The sequence below is a fragment of the Nocardia sp. JCM 38205 genome (genome assembly GCF_058222935.1).
Map to the genome: position 1 here is coordinate 237,123 of NZ_JBYHFL010000007.1, position 21,258 is coordinate 258,380.

The window sequence follows — 21,258 nt, forward strand, 5'->3', positions numbered from 1 at the left end:
ATGTTGGACCGCGACAGCACGCCCGAAGTTCTGCGCCCGGTGCAGGCCTATGTGTATGCCATGACTTCCGGGGCCGGCCAGGTGGGCGCGGCGGTTGGCGATTTCACGCTCACGTGCCGCCCGTCGTCGTCGCTGGACCATGCGCTGGTCGGCGAACTCGACTGGATCACCGAAACTTTCGGCAATGCTGTGCGTAGCTGCCTCGGGCGCGCCGATATCGCACTCCGGGAAGCGGTCGACGGCGCCAATGCCCACGACATCGCCGACATCCTCGGCGCGGCCGCGGTGCGCGGTCACCGCCCGGTCTGATCGCCGGAACAGCCGAACGTCATGGAGCCGGAGCGTACGAGCCCCTACTGGGACGCCATCGTCGGCGACGATTGGCCCGAGGTCTCTCCGGCGCACTGGAATGCGCTGGAGACCCGGGCGCGGGCCGCGGCCTCCGCGCTGAACACCGGTGACGCACCACAGGCGCGGCTGGCCTTCGATCAAGCGGTGCGGGCCAGTGAACGCCTGCAACCGATCAAGGACGAAATGCTGGCGCAGCAGGGGATGCCGCAGGCGTTCGCCGACGCGCTGCTGGCCGCGAGCGAGGTCTTCCGCGGGTTCGGTGACCTGGTCTATCGGACCCGCAACCGGATTCTCGACATCGTCGACGACGCCACGGCTCGGATCACGGCAGTGCGCCGCAGGGCCCAAAGCGATGACAGTGCCGAAAGTACCGAAGGCGAGGCGAACCGGCCCACGCCGGAAGAGGCCGAAGCGACGATTGCCGCCATCCTCGCGACCGCGCGCGATGACGTGCGCGATGTGGTCGCCGCGGCGCTGGCCACGCTGAGCCCGTCCGGTGTACCCGCGCTCGCCAGAATCGCGGAACTGCTGAGGCAGCCCGGTCCGTGGACGCAGCGCCGTTCGGGAGCGCCTGATCCACCATCGGGTCGTGCTCCGACGGAGCCGGTGCACGACCGGTTTCGGCAACCGCCCACGGCGCCCGCTGCGCCGAATCCTCGCGGCGTGCCTGTTCCCACGCCGCTGCCGAATCCAGACGGACCGCACACGCTTCCGCCTCCGGTGCATGAGACGCCCGATGGGATCGGGCAATCGCCGGAGGCCAGGGGGCCGGCCGATATCGTCACCGGACCGGGGCCTGCGGCTGGGCCCGGCGAGCCGACGGGGCAAGGCGAGTCGGTCGGCCAGGGCGAGTCGACCGGGCAGGGCGCGGCGATCGACCGCACGCCCCGGGGCGAGGGTAATTCGACCGGCGGCAGCGTCCCCGTATCCGATCCTGCGGGCGGCCCGGTCCATGCCGGCCCGGTGGGTCGTGGTTCCGCTGGTCAGGTGCCGACACCGTGGGGCGCGGTCATCCCCGATACGGCCAGGGGCGCGGCGGGTTCCGATCCCGGCATCGACCGGTCGAGCAGCCCGGGCGATCGACCCTCCGGCGACGCCTCGGATCGCCTGGCCGGCGCGAGTGCCTATCGTGCCGGTTCGGACGAGCAGCGTTCCGATGGTGAGTCCACTCGCGCGAAATCATCCGGCTCCGAGACGGACCCGGGCGCGGATCCGGCCGACCCCGTGGCCGATGCCGCTATTCGCGCCGCTGGGCAGAAGAATCCGGGGGCCGACTTCGCGGCGGACAGCGATCCAGGGCCGGACCAGGCCGCCGCGGCCGCCATGGGTGCGATGCCGCCTCCGATCTTGCCGGCCGGCCCGCCACCGTCGGCGGTCACGGCCGCAGCGCCCGCTGCTCCGCCACCGCCGGTGACCGGCAAAACCGCCGTTCCATCGAGCGCGGCGGCGCAGCCATCGTCGCCGGCTGCGCCACCCGCGCCGCCGGTGGCGCCGGCGAAGGCTCCCGTCGTCGGGGCGCAACCTGCTGCGGGCGCCCCGGCGCCGACCGGACCGGCAGTCGCGTCCAACAGCCAGCCGGCTCCCCGGCCCGGGATGCCACCACACGAGCAACCCGCGGACCCGGACGATTCCGGCGACATGGTGCGCAATGTCGTCGGCGCGGCCATGGCGGCGGCAGCAGGACCGTCATTCGTCCTCGGCGACAAGGTCGACGGCGATCTGGTCCTCGCCCGCACGCTGCTGGCCGGCGTGCTCGCCGCCGCACCCCCTGTCGTCGGGCATGCCACGGCGGTCGCGGTCATGCGCCATTCCGGCGGGGTGAGTGCGTTCCTCACCACCAACGAGGGCAGAGGCTGGTTGCCCACCGGAGTGTTCGTGCCGCCGGAAATGTCGACGCCGTGGATGTGGTCGGTCTCCGATGGCTCGGCCTGGGAGGGCCTGTCGGATCCGGCGCGGGTGCTGGCCGAGTTCGGCGTGGCGTGGGGACGCAAATCCGGTGCTCGGCTGACGGCTCTGGCCTCCTCGCTCCCGATCCACGCCGTGCTCGCCGCCCAACTCGGCGAGGTGGCGACGATCGGCGAGGTGCCTGCCTCACCCGAGATGGATCTCAGCGCGCGCACCGGCAAGCTGGTCGACCGGCTCGAACTGACGGCCTCACCACGCATGCTGGCCAGGGTCGCGGCGATACCCGACGACGAAATCCTCGCCCGCTGCGTCGATCTGGCTGTCGACGCCCATCAGCGAGTCACGCGGGCGCTCGGCGAGAACGCGCACGCCCTCGGCGCGCCCACCCAGCGCGAACGCGTACTCCGCGCGATTCGGCAAGACCGCGAGGTGCCCGAGCAGTGGTTCGACGAGCTGCGCGATCTGGACGATCTGCTCGCCGCGTCGATGGTGTCACGGCGGTTCGACGCGTCACGGGTGACGCTTGGCGAGTTGCGCGCCGAGCACACCGGCACCGAGGGTGCGGCGTTGCGGGCCATGGTGTTCGAGCGCCGCTGCGATGAGCTCGTGCTGCTGCTGGCCGGCGAGCCGACCCGGCAGTTGCTCCGCGACGCGATGTACGCGCACGCTCAGGTGACCGGGCATCCCGCGCTGCCCGAACCTGCCGCGCCCCGGCCCGGTGCGAACCGGCCATCGGCGGTGTCCGCGCCGACCGTCCGCTGACCAGGCGCGGATTCCCAATGGCGGGAAGCGCCGAAAATGGACGGGTCAGTGGTGTGGAAGGAGTGATCAGGCGTGCCGGAAGGTCTGAGTCTCGACCCCGCGGTGTTGCGGCAGCTGGCTGAACAGCACCGGCGCGTCGCCCGAGACACCCGGGAATGGGCGAAGCCTCCCCTGGATTGGCTCAACGACTTCCCACGGACCTACGGGGCGATCGCTGATCCCGTCTACGAAGCGCTGGTCGAGTACTACAACGAACGGCAAAAGGCAGGCAATGCCCTGGCCGACGATCACGACAGGACCGCGGACTATCTCATCAAGTCTGCCAACGACTACGAGTGGTCCGATCAGCAGGGCGCGCAGGCCGTGCGCGGCGGCGGCCAGGGCCTCGATACTCCGACCGGAGGGGGTGCGGGCACTCAGCCGGTTCCGGCGCCGACGCCCGTCGGACAGACACCCGACGCTCCGTCGACGGGCGGCCCCGGCACGGGCACCACACCACCGGACAGTTCGGCTCCGGACCGCCCGGCCCCCGGTCCGGTGCTCCCGGGCGGTACCGCGCCGGATCAGACCGATCCCTCCGGCCCGACAGCCGACCAGCCGGCGCCGAACGTCACCACGCCGCCACCGGTCACACCCGGCATCGGCGCCCCCGGTGCGTCGGAAACCGCTGCGCAGCAACCCGCTGCCGCTTCCGGTGTGACCCCGCAGGTTCCCACCGCGGCGGCGGCAGCGGGCACCGACACCGGGACGAATACCGGTTCGTCCGCGCCTGCCCAGCCCACCGGAGCGTCGGCGCCCACCGCGACGCCACCGCCGTCCACCGGGATGCCCGGCGTCGCGCCGATGGCGCCGGTCGCCGGCCCGATGGACGATCGGGCCGCCACCGCCCCGCCGTCGCAGACGAGCGGCCGCTCCGACGCCACGCCGATGATGGCGCCGGTGCCGACCCCGTTCGCCGCGGCCGTGGCCGCCGCGAAGGACAAGGCGGCCGAGCCCTCGCATGTGGTCGGCGACGAGGTCGACGAAGATCTGGTGATCGCGCGGACGCTGCTGCGTTCGGTGCTCGCCGCGGTCGACTCCTCGGTCATCGGCCTGACCTGGGCGGTATCGGTGATGCGCGGACCGGCCGGCGCCGGCGTGTTCATCACCACGAACGAGGGCCGCGGCTGGATGCCCGCCGGGCTGTTCCTGCCGCGTGAGGTGTCGTCGCCATGGATCTGGGACGAGCTGCTCGGCACCGACTCCGGCGAAGGCTCACCGTGGGAAGGCGTCACCGACCCGGCCCGGGTGCTCGCCGAATTCGGCCTGGCCTGGGGCGCCAAGGCCAACGCCAAGCTGTCCGCGCTGGTGTCATCGGGGCCGATCGACCCCGGCCTGCGCGCACAACTGCGCGACGTGTCGACCGAAGGCAACGTCCGCCCGGCCGAGGAAGTGGATCTGCGCGTATTCACCCCGGACACCGCCGATCGTCTCGGCCTGTTCGGCACGATGAGCGCCTTGGAGCACGTGTCCGCGCTGACCGACGAGCAGGTCCCCGGCCGCTGCATCGAGCTCGCGGTCGACGCACACGTCCGGGTCGGTCGCGCCGGGCCGGTGCCGGCCGAAGCCGCTGAGGCGCGGTCGGTGCGCGAACGCATCCTGGCGATGGTTCAGGCCGGCCAACCCGTTCCGGCCCCGTGGTGGGACGACCTGCGCGATGCCGACGACCTGCTCGCGGCCTCTATGCTCTCGCGTCGCGTCGATCCCGGCCGCGTCGGCATCGGCGACCTCAGGGTGGACAGCTCGGATTCCTCCCTGCGGGACATGGTGTTCGAACGCCGCTGCAACGAACTGGTGATGCTGCTCGAGGGCGAGCCGACCCGCCAGGGCTTGCGCGACGCCGTCTACGCCCACGAGCAGATCATCGAACACCCCCTGTTCGTGGAGGCGCCGTCCGCGGTGTCCGCCGCCGACACCGGCCGCGTGGACCGTCCTGTTACCACGACCGGAACCGTGTCCGCGCCAGGAACTTCGGTCGCCCCGCCGAGCGGAATTTCCGGGCCGCCGCCAGGAGTCTCGGCCGGTCCGCCCCCGGTCGTACCGCCCCCGGTTCCGAGGAGCAGCCAGGATGGAGCCTGAGTCCCCCGGCTACACCGGGCCGCGGCGAGTTGACGGAGACGGTTCGGACCGAGCGGTACGTATGGTCCGGCCTACGGCCGGGCGCCGCCTCGGTGCCGCGACGCAGGTTCGGGTGCGCTGATGTCGATCGAGGACGAAGCACGCGCACGGGGTGACGTATCGCCGAATACCGCGAGGCCGGGGGCGACCCCGAAACCAACTGCTCAGGCGTCGCCGAAGGAGCCCGATAAGGAGGAGAAGGAGGAGAAGAAGCTCGACGGCACCGCACCCATCAAGGGGGCAGTCGAACCGGAATTCGACGCACCGTCGACCAAGGACATCAAGCTCGATGCCGCCACCGGCAGCAACACCATCAAAGTCGGCGATACCCTCGGGCCGAATGATGAACTGGTCTCGGACAACGGTCGATACGCCATACGATTCCAGGACGGCAACCTGGTTTTCGTCGACAAGGAGCTCGGCCAGAAAGCTCTGCAATCCGGCACGGACAATGGCACCAGCTCGGTTACCGGTGCCCGGTTCGACAACGACTCCATCGACATCCTCGGCGGCCAGCATCTCGCCAAGGGTGACAAAGGCCGGGCGCTGTGGTCGCAGGGATTCGAGTTCGACAAGTCGATCCTCGACAAGATCAAGGCCTACCGGATCAACGACGATGGCACGATCGTCGCGCTCGGCGGCAAAGACAACACAGAGGTCCTGGGTGTCGCCTACTACATGGGCGACCAGAAGAAACACTTCATCCCCGTCGACTTCCCGGTGCCGCCGGGCGGTAGCGAGTTCTTCTATGACACCGTCGCGACGATGCGGCGGATCATGCAGCTCCAGGTCGACCAGCTCGGAGCCGGTAAGCCATCCGCCGCGCCTGATCCGCTCGAGGAACTGAAAAACGCGGGGCTGCCGAGCGGGAAATTCACCTCGGAAATGGTGAAGATCTACCGCGACAATCACGAGAAGATCGAAAGCCTCAACCTGGCTCTCGACAAGCGGCTCAAAGACGTCAAGGTGTTGACCAAGGATCTCGCCAGCGAGGTGAGTGACGCGAAGAACGACATCGTCCGCAGGTTGGAGGACCTCGGTCAAGTGATGCGTTCGCCCATGTATGCGAGCGCGCGACCGTGGGGCCAGAGCCTGGAAGAGCTGGAAGCGGAGAAGAAGGCCAAGGTCCAGCGCACCTACGACAAGGACGGCAACGTCACATCGTTCGAGCTGAGCAAGGAGCTCGAGCAGAAGCTGCTGGATGCTCTGCGCAGCACCTCGCTGGACATCTCCAAGAGAATCGAACGCGTCAAAGACTTCGTCGAGGGGAAGAAGCCTCCCAAGGACCCGGGCGGGAAGCAGAAAGACGGTTCTTCCGGCAATACGGGTGACGGCGACGGCAAGCGTAATGGCGGTGGGCAGCAGACGCCGCAGGGTCCAGGCCAGCAGCAGGGGCCCGGCCCCACCCCAACCGGCCCTGGCGCCAACCAGGATTGGAGCGGCACCTACAACGATCTTCCGGTGGGCGCCGACAACCCCGGCGGCGGAACCGGCCAGGGCACAACCGATCCGAAGTTGGCCAAGTTCTTCAACGATCTCGCCGACGATATCGAGAAGATCGGGGCCGGCGGTGGCGGCGGTACGGGCGGCGGTTCCGGTGGTGAGGGGGGCGGGGGCTCCTCGGGTGGGGGCACGTCGGGCGGCGGAACGTCGGGTGGGCAGACTCCTGGCGGCCAGGACAAGCCCGGTGACCAGACCAACCCCGGGTCCGGTTCCGGTGGCGCGGGGCAGCCGCAGCAGCCGCAGCAACAGGGTGGCGGCGGCATGAATCTCGCGATGCCGTTGATGATGATGATGTCGATGTTGCCGCAGGTCGTCGGCCAGGCCGCGCAGATGATGATGGCGCAGAAGGCCGAGCAGCAGGAGCGCGAACGGGTCGAGGAGGAGCGCAGGCTCGAACGGGAGGAACGCCAGCTCGAGCGGGAGGAACGTAAGGCCGACGAGGAAGCCGCCACCGCACAGGCGTCGGCGCAGGCCGGTGGCGCGCCGGCCTCCGGCGAGGGTGCGCCGCCGGTTGCGGCCGCATCGTACGGTCCGGGTGCGCCGCCGCCGGTGGTCATGCCCGGCGGAATGACAGATGCGCCGCTGCCGGATGGGACTACGCAGAAGGTGCCGCCGGCTGTCGCGCAGGCGTTGAACAAGGAGATCTACAACACCAACGGCAGTGACGCGCACGCCGCGTACGCAGGCACGACCGGGCAGCAGACCCCGAGCAACCCGTGGACCGCGGTCGACCCGAACACCACCGACCCCGACAAACGTCTGCGCACCGGCGATGTGATCCAGTGGGAGAACCGGACCGCGCTGGTCGTGATGAACGATTCCGGTTTGAACGTCCTGCTCAATGGCCAGCTCGTGCAGATGGACCCGCACAATCCACCGGACGACGGTCACGGGCCGTTCGGAAGGTTCCAGGGCTTCTTCCACCCCAGCGGAATCGACAAGGCCGCAGGCGATCTCACCGCGGGTGCGCAACCGACCGTGGATGTCGCGCCGGGCGGCGGTGCGCCGCCGCAGCCGAAACCGGTTCGGCCGCAGGTCTATACCTGATTCGCCGGCGCGGCGGACGTTGCGCCTCGCCTGCTCGGACCGGGCACTTCGCCATTCGCGGCCGGCCACGAGACACCCCGGCCGGCGACGAGATGGGATCGCGCCGACCGATCGTTCCCGACTGCCCGGCACCCTGTCGCACCAGAGGCAACCGTGCTACCAGGTCGCCTGGGGCGTATCACGGTAGCATGACGCAGGTTGGTCCAGGCCGCCCCTCGTGTTACCTGGTCACGTGGCCGCATCGCCCCCACGGAGTACCCGCCGATGACGGCATACGGACGTGGCGTGCCCTGCCGAACTCAGGCCGGGGCAGCCTTCGGTTCCTCGCCCTTCGCCGGCTCACCCGCCGGCTTGTTCGGATCATTCGGCTTCTGATCGCCCGGCGCCGCAGCGCCTTCCGCGGGCTTGCCGGAATCGCCCGGTGGCGGCGCCTGACCCTCGGGCGGCTTGCCGTCACCCGGCGGCGGTGGCGGCGGAGCGCCCTCGCCCTTCTTCTCTTCGGCGTTCTTGGGTTCCTCAGGGGCGAACGCCTCGTGCAGCATCGGCAGCATGGGGATCAGGGACATGGGGATCATGCCGAGCATGGGCAGCATGCTGAGCAGGCCACCCAGACCGCCATCACCACCACCGGCTTGGCCGCCGCCCGGCTGCTGCGCACCGCCGCTCGGGATGCCACCGCCGCCGCCCGCGCCACCGCCGCTACCGTTACCACCACCACCGTGCGCGATGTCCCAGTTGTAATCAGCAGCGGCCACGATCTTCTCGCAGATCTTGCGCAGGGCACGCGCGACGATCTTCATCACCGCGTAGTCCTGTGCGGCGGTGAGCTTGGCCGCGGAATACGGTTTCAGCGCGGCCTTGAGTTCGGTGACGATCGTCTTGATGGCCGCCAGATTCTTGGACTTCTCGTCGGCCATCACCGTCGAGGTCTTCGCGACCTTGTCGTCCATGGACAGCAGCGCCGTCTTGGTCTGGCGGGATTGGCCGAGAGCCTTGTTGTACGCCTCCACCATCTGGCCGTTTCCGACATTGTCGGCGGCGACAGTCTTGAGCAGCTCGCTCACCTGTGGCGGCGGTGTGACGGTGTGTTCGCGGCCCAACAGGTCGACGGCGAACCGAATCGCCTTCTCGGCCTGCGCGATCAACAGCTTCGTCTGCGGTGAGGCGCCGGGCGGTGGATCGAGGTTCATCCAGTCGCCGTTGGCGGGCGGCGGGGTGCGGACCGGGTCCTTGGCGGAGATCGGCCGCACCGAATCGGGATCGCCCGACCCCTTTGCTCCGTCGGCAGGCAGGGCCGGGCGCGCCGGCGGTGTCGTCGTCGCGTCCTTGGCGCCCGACGGGTCGGCGGAGCCGGCTCGTCGCGCTTCTTCGACGGGCTGCGCGACAACTCGGCCGACCTCGGGTTCGGCGGGAGTGGCGCTCTGCGCGCGTGGAGCAGCGGCTACCGCCGCGACCTCTGCGGGCTTTGTGCTCTGTGCCTGTTGAACTTCGGTGTCCGCCACACCTGCCACCATTCTGTCGACACCGCCTCCCGCTGTTATCGCCCCTCATTGTCTTGCCTTCCCCGCGCTGGGAAGTGCTGTGCCCGAGCGCAACGTCCCATTGCTGGGAAGATGCTCGATTCGGCTGCCGGGACAATGACGTGGAATCGGAAAGGCGGTCGGTGATGCGCGACGGTAGGTCGGTCGGATGGCGCCGGGGCTGACGACGGACGCCGAGGGCGTGCTGCGTTCGCTGGCCGGCCTCTACGGCGAAGGGCAACCGACGGCGGGCACGAACACGGCCCTCGCCAAGGCCGATCTGGCGGCGAGCGCGTTGCGCGGCGGTCATATGCAGGCCGGCTATTCCGAAGCACGCACCAGGCATGAGTCCGCCGTCGAGGCCCATGCGGGCAGGGCGGGAGTGGTCGACAAGGCGGTCGCCGGCTCCGGTGACGGCACCGTGCTCGGCCGGCGCGCCCTCGACCGCGAGATCGCCGAATTCCATTCCCGGGTCAAGGCGCTGAGCACCCTTGGCGACCTGCGGTTCAGCGGTCCGGCCCTGCTCGATTCCGCGCAGAAGGCGGTCACCAACGCCACCAAGCAGGTCAACGGTGATCTCGACGCGGCCAGGCGCCAGGCCGCGCAGATCGTCCCACCCGAGGTGCCGAAATCGCGTGTCCGCGGTCAACCGCCGATCCAGCGGCGCAGACGCCGTCGGCCATCGAGAGGGCGAGCCTCCGGCGGTATCCGACGCAGCAGTGCCGACCGGCGCCGGGTTCCCTCGGACGGCACCCGCGGCGGACTCGCCGTGAGCGCGGCCAGCGCCTGGCTCGGTGCGCCGTATATCTGGGGCGGGGGCGGCCCCGGTGGCCCCACCGGAGGCGGCTTCGACTGTTCCGGGCTCACGCAGTACGCGATCGCGCAGGCCACCAACGGTGAAGTGATCCTGCCGCGCACCACCTACGATCAGATCCACAGCGGCGTCCGGGTGCATCCATCCGACGTGCAGCCGGGTGATCTGGTTTTCCCCGGCAGATCGTTCAGTGCCCCTGGTGTTCCCGAGCATGTACAGCTCGCCGCGGGCAACGGCATGGTGATCGAGGCGCCGACCTTCGGGCAGACGGTGACGTGGTCGCGGATGGACAGCGACTCGGTCGTCATCCGGGTGCTGTAGAACGAATCACCCCGCCTCTTCCCAATTTTGGGGACTGTGGTCGATTCAACTGATCGCCCCCGTGGCTAACCTGCACTCAGGCGGAGATCGGCGGAAGGGAAGTCCGAGTGTCAGCGGCCGAGGACGCGTTCTACACGGGTGTACAGAGTTTGGGGCTTGTCGCCGGAGGGGTGCGCAACGAGCAACACGCGGCCGCCGCCTTCAGGACGGCGACCGACCTCGATCCGGACATGTGCGATGCCTGGCTGGGCCGCGCCATGGCCGGTGAAGTGACCTCCGAAGTCATCTACGGGGCCTACCGCTCCGTGCACAACCTGTACCGCGATCAGCAGCGCGCCGGCCTCGCCGATCGCGCGCTGTGGTGTCAGGTCGAGGTCGGCATGTACGGGCTGCGGGTGGCAATGGCCGACCGGGCCCAGATCGCCATCGCACAGGCGTGCTTCTACGCCGACGGTGGCGAGTGGGCCGAAGCCGCGGCGATTCTGGATGAGGTCCCCGGCGACGACGTGGCCGGTTTCGTTCGGATGTCGCTGTATTACCGCACCGAACGGTGGACCGATGTGCTCGCCGCGCGCACCGCGCAGCCCTCGCTCGACGACGGCCTGCTGGATATCGCGGCCGAATTGATGGCCACCTCGGCGCTGGCGCATCTGGGCCGGTTCGGTGAGGCGATGCCGCGCGCGCAGCGGATCGTCGAGGACAGTTCGTCGGGCAACCTGTCCTACATCTGGGCCGACGCGCACTTCCTGCTCGGCATGCTGTTGCGGCACAACGGCGATACCGAAGCAGCGGACAAGGTGCTAGCGGGCCTGCAAGGGTCGGGCCTGTGGGGTGAGCGCGAGGAATGGCAGCGCGCCGTCCGGGACAAGAGCTACCGGTTCGCGATCACCACACCGGAGCTGATCGCCTCCCGCGCCGACATCTGGGATCCGCGGTCCGGCGACGATCCGGTGCAGGTCGCCGCCAGCGCCGCCAAGGCCGAACGCGAAACCCTGCTGACCGAGGCATCTGAGCTGCTCAATGCCCAGATCGGCATGGCCTCGGTGAAGGAGCAGGTGGACCGGCTGAAATCCGGTGTGCTGATGGATCAGGTGCGCGCCAAGCGTGGGCTCGCCGTCGAATCGAAGTCGCAGCATCTGATCTTCTCCGGGCCGCCGGGAACCGGTAAGACCACCATCGCCAGGGTGATCGCGAAGATCTTCGCTGGGCTCGGGGTTGTGCAGAACGCCGAGGTAATCGAGGTCTCGCGCAACGACATGGTCGGCACCCACCTCGGTCACACCGCGCCGAAGACCAATGCGCTGATCGACTCCGCGCTGGGCGGAGTGCTGTTCATCGATGAGGCCTACACCCTGATCCAGGAAGGGCTGTCCGGCGGTGACGCCTTCGGTAAGGAAGCCGTCGACACGCTGCTGGCCCGGATGGAGAACGACCGGGACAAGCTGGTCGTGATCATCGCGGGCTACGAAGACGAGATCGATCGCTTCCTGGCCTCCAACGACGGCCTTGCCTCCCGCTTCACCAAGCGGATCCGGTTCTCCAGCTACGACGCCGATGAACTGGTGCAGATCGCCGAACACATTGCCAAGAAGAAGGATTCGATCCTGTCCGAACAGGCGATGGAGGTGCTGCGCGAGCGCTGCGAGCAGCTGGCGGTGCAGAACCGCGACGGCAGGCGGCTGATCGACCTGGCGGGCAACGGCCGCTTCATCCGCAATGTGGTGGAAGCGGCCGAGGCCGAACGGGACTACCGCTTCACGCGCGACAATCTCGATGTGTCGACGATGACCGACGAAGAGCTGATGACCGTCGACGCGTTCGACATCACCTCCGCGCTAGCGGGTCTGGCACCCACCAGGTGATGTGATGGCACGTTTCCGGGTGGTGACCAAACACCAGATATCGGGCTGGCGTTTTCTCCTGCACCGGATCGAGCACGCCCTGGTGCGTCGCGATGCCTCCATGATCGATGATCCGCAGCGCGGCCGGTCGACCGCGCTGATGATCGGTGTCGCCCTCGCGTGTGTCTGTGTCGCCGGCGCTGCGGTGATGGCCTTCTTCAAACCGGCCAAAAACGTCGGTGATTCGAAGATCGTCGCCGACAAGGACACCGGTGCGCTGTACGTTCGCATCGGCGATCGGCTGCATCCGGCGTTGAACCTGACCTCGGCGCGGCTGGTGGTCGGTTCGGCCGACAATCCGGTCCGTGTCTCCAATGGTGAACTCTCGAAGTATCCACGCGGACCGTGGGTCGGTATTCCCGGAGCACCGGGCAATATCGTCGATTCCGGATCGAAGGACTCATCCTGGGCGGTCTGCGATACCACTCGCTCCGGAGCCGCAGCGCCGGTCGATTCTCGCACCGGCCTTCCTACGGCTACCCTCACCGCACCACGAACCACCGCCATCGGCGGGCCGCTGAACATCGACGGCGAGACCACCCGCGCGCTGGCCGGCGCCGAGGCGCGCCTGCTGCGTGACGACTCCACCACCTGGCTGGTCTACGCCGATCACGAGCAGGGCTTCGTGCGCGCGGCGATCGATCTCGCCGACTCGGCTGTGGTGCTGGCACTCGGCATCGACCCGACGGCGACGGTGGTCGCCGCCTCCAAAGGTTTGATCAACGCGATCCCCGAGGCACCACCCATCCGGGTGCCCGCCGTTCCCGGTGCGGGGGAGATGACGACCCTGTCCACCGGACTGACCGTTCCGGTGGGCTCGGTGCTGACGGTGTCGGGACGCGACACCGAGGGCGCGACGTATGTGGTGTCGCAGTCCGGCGTCGTTCAGGTGAACGCGGTGCTGGCGGACATGATCCGCAATGCCGACTCCCAAGGCGCCATTTCGGTGCGGACCGTCGGACCCGATGTGATCGCGGCGAATCTGCGCCCCGGCGCCTGGCCGGGGACGGCGACCTATCCCGCGACCCAGGTCGACATCGTCGAGCCGGAGCGGTTCGGCGTCACCTGCTACCACTGGTCGCGTGCCGCGGGTGACGCCGCCGCCACCACACAACTGGTGGCGGGGGATCGGTTGCCGCTGCCCGCCGAGGAACAGTCGCGCACGGTGCCACTGGTGACCGCGCCGAACTCGCAGGGCAAGACCGCCGACGCCGCGTACATGCCCCGGACGACCGGGCGATTCGTGCAGGTCAGCGGTTCGGATCCGGCCTCACCGCTGCGGGAGGGCCTGTACTGGATCTCCGACAGCGGCGTGCGCTACGGCATCGACGTCGACGCGGCCAACGAATCCGATGCCCGCCAGACCCTGTCCGCCCTGGCGCTGCGCGCGCCCGTACCCGCACCCTGGAGCATCGTGTCGTTGTTCGCTGTCGGGCCTACCCTGTCCCAGGCCGATGCCAAGGTCGTGCACGACGGCATCCCGGTCGACAAAGCCGGACTGGGCTTCGGCGGACCGTCGTGACCGCCACCCGCCGATTCGTCCGGCCGGCCCGGATGATCCGTGGGCCCAAAGCTCCCGCGGTGACCGAACTCCGGTTGCAGCCGCCGACCGAACTGCCCAAGCCGGTCCCGCCGTCCAAGCTCAAGATGATCCTGCCCGTCGTCATGGTCGCGGCCATGGTCGGCATGATGGTGATGATGTTCCGCAGCGGGATGCCGACATCGCCGATGATGCTGTTCTTCCCGCTGATGATGATGGTGTCGATGTTCGGCATGGTCGGCGGGCAGTTCTCCGGCGGTGGCGGGACATCGGCGGCGAGCCTCAACGAGGAACGCAAGGACTACCTGCGCAGCATCACCGACAACCGCAAGACCGTGCACGAGGCCGAAAAGGATCTGCACACCTTCCTGCGCTACACCCACCCCGGGCCTGCCGAGATCGCCCGGTTGGTCGGCGGCAAGCGCATGTGGGAAGTGCAGGTGGCCAGCCCGCAGTTCCTGCGGGTGCGGATCGGGCGGGGGCGCATCGCCAACCAGGTGCGGGTGATCGTGCCCGAAGCGGCGCCGACCTCCGATCTCGATCCGGTCGGCGTCGTCGAACTCACCAGGTTCGCCAAGGCGTACTCCACCGTCGGTGGTATGCCGGTCGCGATCAATCTGCTGTCCGCGCCGCAGGTCGGATTCGACGGTGATCCGGCCGCGGTGGCCGGATTGATCCGCGCGATGATCGCCGAGGCCGTCGTCCTGCACGGGCCGGACCAGGTGGCCGTCGCGGCGGCGCTGACGGATCCGGACGCGCCCGAGTGGGCGTGGCTGAAATGGCTGCCGCATACCCAGCATCCCACCGCCACCGACGCGGTCGGCCCCGCCAGGATGGTGTATCGCAGCGTCGGCGAATTGCGCGCCAAGGTGCTGGCCGATCTCAATCGAGGCCCGTTCTCCGCCAACAGCGAGCCCGCGCTCGACCGCAAGCATCACCTGCTGATCGTCGATGTCGGCGGCCAGGCCAACGAGCGCGATATCTCCGGCATCGACGGCTGCACCTGGTTGCGCCTCGGTCCCGCCGAGCAGTCGCTGCCGCGAGCGCTGAAATTCACTGTCGGCGAGGATCGTTCGCTCAGCGAGGTGACCGCGCGCGGCCTGCGCCGAGTCGGTGTCGCGGATTCCCTGTCGCTGCCCGCGATGATGGCGCTGGCCCGGCGCGTGGCCCCGTACCGGCTGTCCACGGTGGTGGAGGCGGTCGCGGCCGAACAGGCCAGCACCGGCACCTCCTGGGAGGAGATGGTCGGTCTCACCGATCCCGGCGATATCCGCATCGACCAGCAGTGGCCGATGCGCCGTGACAGCGATCGGGCCCGGCTGAACATCCCGTTCGGGCACGATCCGGCGGGCGCGATCGTGCACCTGGATATCAAGGAATCGGCCGAAGAGGGCATGGGCCCGCACGGCATGTGTATCGGCGCCACCGGTTCGGGTAAATCGGAATTCCTGCGGACCCTCGTGCTCTCCGCCGTCGCCACCCACTCTCCGGACCAGCTGAACCTGCTGCTGGTCGACTTCAAGGGTGGTGCCACCTTCCTCGGCTTCGACCGGCTCTCACACGTGACCGCCGTGGTGACCAACATGGAGGAAGAGTCCGACCTGGTCACCCGTATGGAGGACGTGATCAACGGCGAAATGGTGCGCCGCCAGCGCATTCTGCGCGACGCGGGCAATTTCGCCAACGTCGCCGACTACGAGCGGGCCAGGGAACAGGGCGCGGACCTGGCCCCGCTGCCGACGCTGTTCATCATCCTGGACGAGTTCGCCGAACTGCTCGAGCACTACCCGGACTTCTCGAAACTGTTCGTCGCGATCGGCCGGCTCGGGCGGTCGCTGCGCATCCACCTGCTGCTGTCCTCGCAGAAGGTGCCGGCGAACCGGATGGGTGAGCTGGAGGCGCACCTGTCCTATCGAGTGGCCCTGCGCACCAACCAGACCAGCGACTCCCGTGACGCCATCGGCACCGCGGATGCCTACCACCTGCCGAAGAAGCCGGGCTCGGGCTATCTGCGGGTCGGTTCCGGTGATCTGCAACGGTTCCAAGCCACCTACGTCGGCGAGGCGTACACGCCGCGCGCGACCGTCTCGGCGCCGAACGCGTCGAACCGGGCCCGGCGCGCCGGGGGCGGATACCGTCCGCCGCAACGATTCACCACCGGCCCGGTCGCCGATATCCGGCCGACTGTGGTCGAGCAGGCGCCCACCCGGTCCCAGCAGCCCGAGGCGGTCGAGGGCGAGCAGATCACCGTGATGGAGACGGTGCTGCAGCAATTGGCAGGACACGGCAGGCCGGCACACAAGATGTGGCTGCCGCCGCTGAACACCCCGCCCACGCTGGACCGCCTGCTGGGCGGGACCGAGCCGGGTTCGCTGAGCATTCCGGTCGCCTTGATCGATAAGCCGCGCCAGCAGCGCCAGGATAGCTGGACGGCCGATCTCTCGGCGGCCGGCGGGCATATGGCGATCGTGGGTGGCCCGCAGTCCGGTAAGTCGACGGCACTGCAGACGTTCATGCTGTCGGCCGCGCTCACCCACACCCCGGAACAGGTGCAGTTCTACTGCGTGGACTTCTCCGGCGGCTCGTTGTCGGCGATCCGATCGTTGCCGCACGTCGGCTCGGTGGCCGGGCCGCGCGATCAGGACCGCATCCGGCGCACCATCGCGCTGATCACGAATCTGCTCGAAACCAGGCAGAACCTGTTCGCGGAGTTCGGCATCGATACCATCCGGAAGTTCCGTGCGATGCGCAACGAGTCCGGTGGGCGCCCACCCTGGGCCGATCGCGACCCGTACGGTGATGTCTTCCTGGTCGTGGACGGCTGGGACATCGGATTGTCCACCAACGGACCCTACTTCGACGAGTACTCCGCGACCATGGAGCAGATCGCGCTGCAGGGCTTGAACTTCGGCATCCACCTGGTGCTGACGAGTTCGCGCTGGATGGCGGTGCGGCCCGCGGTCAAGGACATGATCCAGACCCGGATCGAGATGCGGCTCGGCGACCTCACCGATACCACCTTCAATACCCACCGCAATGTGATCGCCGCGATCCCCACCGATCGCCCCGGCCGCTGTGTGTCGGCCGAGGCATTGCACATGTTCGTCGCGCTGCCCCGGATCGATGGGATCGCCGACTCCGAATCGGTGGCGACCGGCCTGGAAGCGGCGATCGCCGAGGTACACCGCCGGTACCCCGATCGTGCGGCGCCGCCGGTGCGGCTGCTGCCCGCCCTGCTGGAATTCGACGAGATCCCCGCGACCCCCGCGCCCACGAATCTGGCGCAGCGGCTGGTGGTCCCGTTCGGTGTGCGCGAATCCGATCTGGGGCCCGCGACGATCGACTTCGGCATGTCGACGCACTTCACCGTGCTCGGCTCCTCGGGCTCCGGCAAATCGTCGGTCATCGCGTCGCTGCTGGAATCGATCACCCGCCGGTTCACTGCCGATGAGGCGCGGATCCTGCTGGTGGACTACCGCCGCCGCCATCTCGGAGCCGTTCCGGAGAACATGCTGATCGCGCATGTCACGAACGAGCGCGATGTGGTGGGCATCATGCCGGATCTGCTGGCGAAGATGGACAGCCGCAGGCCGCCCGACACGGTGACCACCCGGCAGCTGGCCGAGCGCTCCTGGTGGAGCGGCCCCGAGGTCTTCGTCTTCGTCGACGACTACCACATGGTGGTGCCGCGAGGTGCGATGAACCCGCTGGATCCGCTCAAGCAGATCCTGGTCGACGGCCGCGATACCGGCCTGCACGTCGTCGTCGCCCGCAATATCGCCGGCGCCGATACGGCCATGTACGACAACGTCATCGGCGGTATCCGCAACCTGAACTCGTCCGGCCTGATCATGGACGGCACCCGGCAGGACGGTGCCCTCATCGGTGATGTGCGCGCCACGAAGCAGCCGCCGGGACGCGGAATTCTGGTGGAGCCGATGCTGACCCGGCGCGAGCTCGTGCAGTCGGCGTGGATACCTCCACGGCTGTGAAACTGTGAGCCTTCCCACTGTTGGACATAACTTACCGTTCTACTCAGGCAGCTCGCTCCGAGCTGTTCATGGTGTTGATTGGAGTAATGCGATGACACTCCCTCTCCAAGTCTCGTCGTCGGCAATGCGGTCGACCGGTGCCTCGTACGAAGTGGATCAGGCCGCGTTCGAGGCTGCGCTCTCGATCGCGGCGCCGGCGACCATCGCCATGCCCGCCGCCCTCGACCCGGTCAGCAAGATGGTTTCGGCAAGGTTCAACACCTACGCCGGGTCTTTGCTGAAGGAGGTGGGCGACGGGTCGCTCAAGCGGCGTGACGGCGGTGAAGTGCTGGCGCCTGTCGCAACGGCGTACACGGACTCCGATATCGCCGGTGGCGGAACGGTTTCCGCGTACGGGTCGGTATCCGCACTGCGCTGATAGCGCGTCTCATCGCAAAGGTGGAGGCCGACAGTGCCGATTTTTGCTGCGTTGTCGCCATTGGCGATGTCCATCGCGCTCAATACCGGGCCAGGTCCCTGGCCGATGGAGCAGACAGCGCGGGCCTACCGTGGTATCGCCGAAACGATGAGTATCGCGGCCACCTGTTCGGAAGCGCATACCGCTGCCCTGGCCGCGCATTGGAAGGGAGATACCTCCAACGGCGCGCTGGCCGCCTATCGCCGGCATTCGGCTTGGCTGCGGCAGCAGGCCGACCTCGCCGCTCAGGTGGCGGTTCGATGTGACGCCCAGGCGGGGGCCTACACGGTCGCTCGCGAGGTGATGCCGCGCCCCGAGGCGATCATCGCCAATCGCGCCAGAGCCGTGTCACTGGCCGCAGGCTCGACGATGGCCGGAGCGAGCGCGGCGGCTTTCGCGCTCAACGAAGCCGAGTACATGGTGATGCGGGCGATGGCGGCGGCTGCGATGGCATATTACGAAACCGAGTCGCTGGCGAACGCGGCTTCACTGCCGCCACCGATCCCGCCGCCGGCCATCACCTCCGCGGCAGGCGGAGGCATGGTGCCGCCGCTCACGAGCCTGTTGCCCGACACCGGCCCGAACTCGACGGGTTGGGGGCAGGGCGGCCAGGGCGGTGAATTCGGCAACGGCGGCTCGCAGTTCGACAGATCCGGTGGCCAGGACGGTCTTTCGTCCTCCGGCGGTGGCGACGGCGGCAGTAACGGTGGTGGCGACGGCGGCGGTGGCGGATCCTCCGATTCCGGTGGTGGTGGCTCCTCCGACGCCGGCAACGGCGGGCCCAACGGCGGCGACACACTTCCTACCGATGGTGGCGCCGGGCCCAATGACGCGATGCCGGGAGACCCCGGGTTGAGCGATCCGGTCAGCGCGCCGGAAACGCTGACGGATATGGGCACACCCGGGCCGGACACGTTCGGTCAGGGCGCGATGGAAGGCGATCCGGGCTTCTTCGGTACCACACCGGGATCGACGACCCTGGCCGGCCTGCAAGGTGGTGTCGGCTCTGCCGTCGCTCTCGGCATGGTCCGTGGCGGTATCGGCGCGATGTCGGGGGCCGCCACCGGATTCCGAATGCCGCCGAGCTGGTCGCTGCGCGCGCCGGGCGCGACCTTCGGTGCGCCGGTCGCTCCCCCCTCGGGCCCACCCGCGGCCAGGAACGCCCCACCGCGCGGGGCCATCGCCCCGAACACTCGTCGCCGTCGCCGCGACAACGAGGAACTTCGGAAAACGGCCGCGGTGTACACCCCCGGCGAACCCCAGGAGGTGCCAGTACTGGAGAGACCCCCGGCCATCGGCGTCATCGAATACTCCGATGACGTCGAGACACGAGACCAAGAACTACTCGGCGAATCCGCCCGAGTGTGAAACACGGACTGTCTGAAAGGAATGTCATTATGGCGATGGGATATAACGGCTCACAGGGGGAGCTGCAAGGGTTCGCCGACAAGTTCTTCACTCATGTGGAGACGATGGGCGCGCACATGTCGGTGCTGCGCGATCTGAAGGTTCAGTTCCAGGCTCCGCTGACCGGTGCGACCGGTAAGGCTACTCAGGACGAGTTCGAGAACGCGATCAACAAGGGCACGCAGTTGCAGAAGTTCCTGAACGAAGCGGTCGACGCCCTGAAGACCTCCGGCGCGCGCGTCGGCAACCAGGACCTCGATGGTTCCGTTGCCGTCGGCAAGAGCACGAACTTCAACTTCTGAGAAATCGTCTCATACAAAACTATTCGTATTAGAAGGGATGGAATATCATGGCCGCAGGCGAATTGACCGATGACTATTACCGGGTAGACGAGCTCGTTCAGGCGACCACCAATCTGCTTTCGCAGATGGAACTGAACGACACCGAGAAGCGCACCTTGAGCAATCTGGTCGCCGAGAACTTCCGTGGTGAGGGTGGTGAATCGCAGTCTCAGTTCCAGGCCCGGTTCGACACTCTCGTCAACGAATACAACACGGCGCTGAAGGGCCTCAAGGGCGCGGTCGGCAACGTGGGCGGCAGCGGCGGTGAAATGCACATCACCGACAAGGGCCTGCGCGGGTTGTTCGACGGGATCCTCGGATAAGGAGTGGTTGTCCACCAGTGGTGATTTCTTCGTCAGGTTCGTATATCGCCGGATCGGATGACGCCGATCAGGACCCGACCGTCGTCGATCTCAATGTCGACGCGGCGCTGGCGCTGCAGGATCTGACCGGGATCGACGACTATCCGCCGGTCCTGGCCCTGCTTCCGAACATCTACGACGAAGACGATCACGCACGGGTACGCGCGGTCGTCCTCGACGAGCTCGAGACCGCGGGCATCGTCGAGGACGGTCGCGTGCATCCCGTGGTCCGGCAGTGGTTGCACTGCCTGGACCGTCCCGACGCCGAACTCGTCGTCCGGGTCATCGACCGCGGGCAGGGCGACGACGACATGGCGATGCTGCGCATGTCCCTGGTACGTCAGGGCGAGCAGCATGTGCTGGCGGTGCGCTGCGACGACCATGTCGTCATCCAGCCGGTGTTCGTCGAAGGCCGGAGTCTGGAGACGCTCGCCGCCGCGGTCGTCGCAGCGGTGGGTCCCTGTCCGCCACTGGAATTCGAGCCGCTGTCCGCCACCGAGGAACAGTTCGGTGAGGTACCGTCCGAACAGACCGAGCGACGGCAGGCGCTGCTGGAGCTCGGTGCGCACCGGCAGACCGCCGGTGTGCTCAGCAGGGTGATGGACGAGGTGGTCCGCCGCGCGGAGATTGTGATGTTCGAACATCACGACGGCGTCCAGGCGGTACCGAAGGTGAGTTCGGCAGTGCTCGACACGGTGTCGGGCCGGATCGTTGTGACGCCGAGCGTCGCGATGGATGGGCAGCTGTGGACCACATACCTGCCGGGTGACGATTCCGCGATCGCGACCGCTGTGGCGGCGCTGGTCGAATTGTTGCCCGGCCGGAGCTGGTTCGACACCACCCGCATCAGTTGACCGTCCCCAGAGCGGTTTCGGAGA

At 68.3% G+C, this 21,258-nt stretch carries 14 protein-coding genes; 13 read left to right on the plus strand and 1 reads right to left on the minus strand.

The features are described from left to right. The 4 genes from AC4HOU_RS24970 (at position 1) to AC4HOU_RS24985 (ending at position 7,725) form a co-directional block, all read left to right on the plus strand. Entirely contained in the window at positions 1-309 is a 309-nt protein-coding gene (locus AC4HOU_RS24970) for a hypothetical protein (protein ID WP_163817654.1), read from the plus strand. 21 nt (positions 310-330) lie between these two features. Next, positions 331-3,018 carry a collagen-like domain-containing protein gene (locus AC4HOU_RS24975; protein WP_195021414.1) on the plus strand — a complete coding sequence of 896 codons (2,688 nt, stop codon included), beginning with the start codon at positions 331-333 and terminating at the stop codon, positions 3,016-3,018. Positions 3,019-3,090: 72 nt separating this feature from the next. After that, on the plus strand, positions 3,091-5,136 hold the full coding sequence (locus AC4HOU_RS24980) for a type VII secretion target (protein ID WP_195021413.1): 2,046 nt from the start codon (positions 3,091-3,093) through the stop codon (positions 5,134-5,136). 120 nt (positions 5,137-5,256) lie between these two features. Then, positions 5,257-7,725, plus strand: a complete 2,469-nt coding sequence (locus AC4HOU_RS24985) for a periphilin-like transcriptional regulatory Lge1 domain-containing protein (protein ID WP_195021570.1) — start codon at positions 5,257-5,259, stop codon at positions 7,723-7,725. Between the two features lie 299 nt (positions 7,726-8,024). Here AC4HOU_RS24985 and AC4HOU_RS24990 read toward each other — a convergent pair whose 3' ends face one another. After that, the gene (locus tag AC4HOU_RS24990; RefSeq protein WP_195021412.1) at positions 8,025-9,227 is read right to left on the minus strand and encodes a hypothetical protein; all 1,203 of its coding nucleotides are present in this window, start codon (positions 9,225-9,227) and stop codon (positions 8,025-8,027) included. A 187-nt stretch (positions 9,228-9,414) separates the two neighbouring features. Between AC4HOU_RS24990 and AC4HOU_RS24995 the strand changes: the two genes are divergently transcribed. The 9 genes from AC4HOU_RS24995 (at position 9,415) to AC4HOU_RS25035 (ending at position 21,234) form a co-directional block, all read left to right on the plus strand. Continuing rightward, a complete protein-coding gene (locus AC4HOU_RS24995) occupies positions 9,415-10,380 on the plus strand; it encodes a C40 family peptidase (RefSeq protein ID WP_163814953.1) in 966 nt (321 codons plus the stop codon). A 107-nt stretch (positions 10,381-10,487) separates the two neighbouring features. Next, on the plus strand, positions 10,488-12,242 hold the full coding sequence (gene eccA / locus AC4HOU_RS25000) for a type VII secretion AAA-ATPase EccA (RefSeq protein WP_163814955.1): 1,755 nt from the start codon (positions 10,488-10,490) through the stop codon (positions 12,240-12,242). Positions 12,243-12,246: 4 nt separating this feature from the next. Beyond that, positions 12,247-13,803, plus strand: coding sequence for a type VII secretion protein EccB (eccB, locus tag AC4HOU_RS25005; RefSeq protein ID WP_194990985.1), 1,557 nt, complete (start codon positions 12,247-12,249; stop codon positions 13,801-13,803). A 59-nt stretch (positions 13,804-13,862) separates the two neighbouring features. Continuing rightward, the gene (eccCa, locus tag AC4HOU_RS25010; RefSeq protein ID WP_280499461.1) at positions 13,863-17,813 is read left to right on the plus strand and encodes a type VII secretion protein EccCa; all 3,951 of its coding nucleotides are present in this window, start codon (positions 13,863-13,865) and stop codon (positions 17,811-17,813) included. Between the two features lie 91 nt (positions 17,814-17,904). Then, entirely contained in the window at positions 17,905-18,231 is a 327-nt protein-coding gene (locus AC4HOU_RS25015) for a PE domain-containing protein (RefSeq protein ID WP_267469128.1), read from the plus strand. A gap of 33 nt (positions 18,232-18,264) precedes the next feature. Beyond that, positions 18,265-19,638, plus strand: coding sequence for a PPE domain-containing protein (locus AC4HOU_RS25020; protein ID WP_195021411.1), 1,374 nt, complete (start codon positions 18,265-18,267; stop codon positions 19,636-19,638). Between the two features lie 29 nt (positions 19,639-19,667). Further along, the gene (locus AC4HOU_RS25025) at positions 19,668-19,979 is read left to right on the plus strand and encodes a hypothetical protein (RefSeq protein WP_163814965.1); all 312 of its coding nucleotides are present in this window, start codon (positions 19,668-19,670) and stop codon (positions 19,977-19,979) included. A 47-nt stretch (positions 19,980-20,026) separates the two neighbouring features. Continuing rightward, positions 20,027-20,341 (plus strand): hypothetical protein, encoded by a 315-nt coding sequence (locus AC4HOU_RS25030; RefSeq protein WP_163814967.1) that lies wholly within the window; start codon positions 20,027-20,029, stop codon positions 20,339-20,341. A gap of 20 nt (positions 20,342-20,361) precedes the next feature. Further along, positions 20,362-21,234 (plus strand): ESX secretion-associated protein EspG, encoded by an 873-nt coding sequence (locus AC4HOU_RS25035; RefSeq protein WP_309139017.1) that lies wholly within the window; start codon positions 20,362-20,364, stop codon positions 21,232-21,234. Positions 21,235-21,258: the final 24 nt, after the last annotated feature.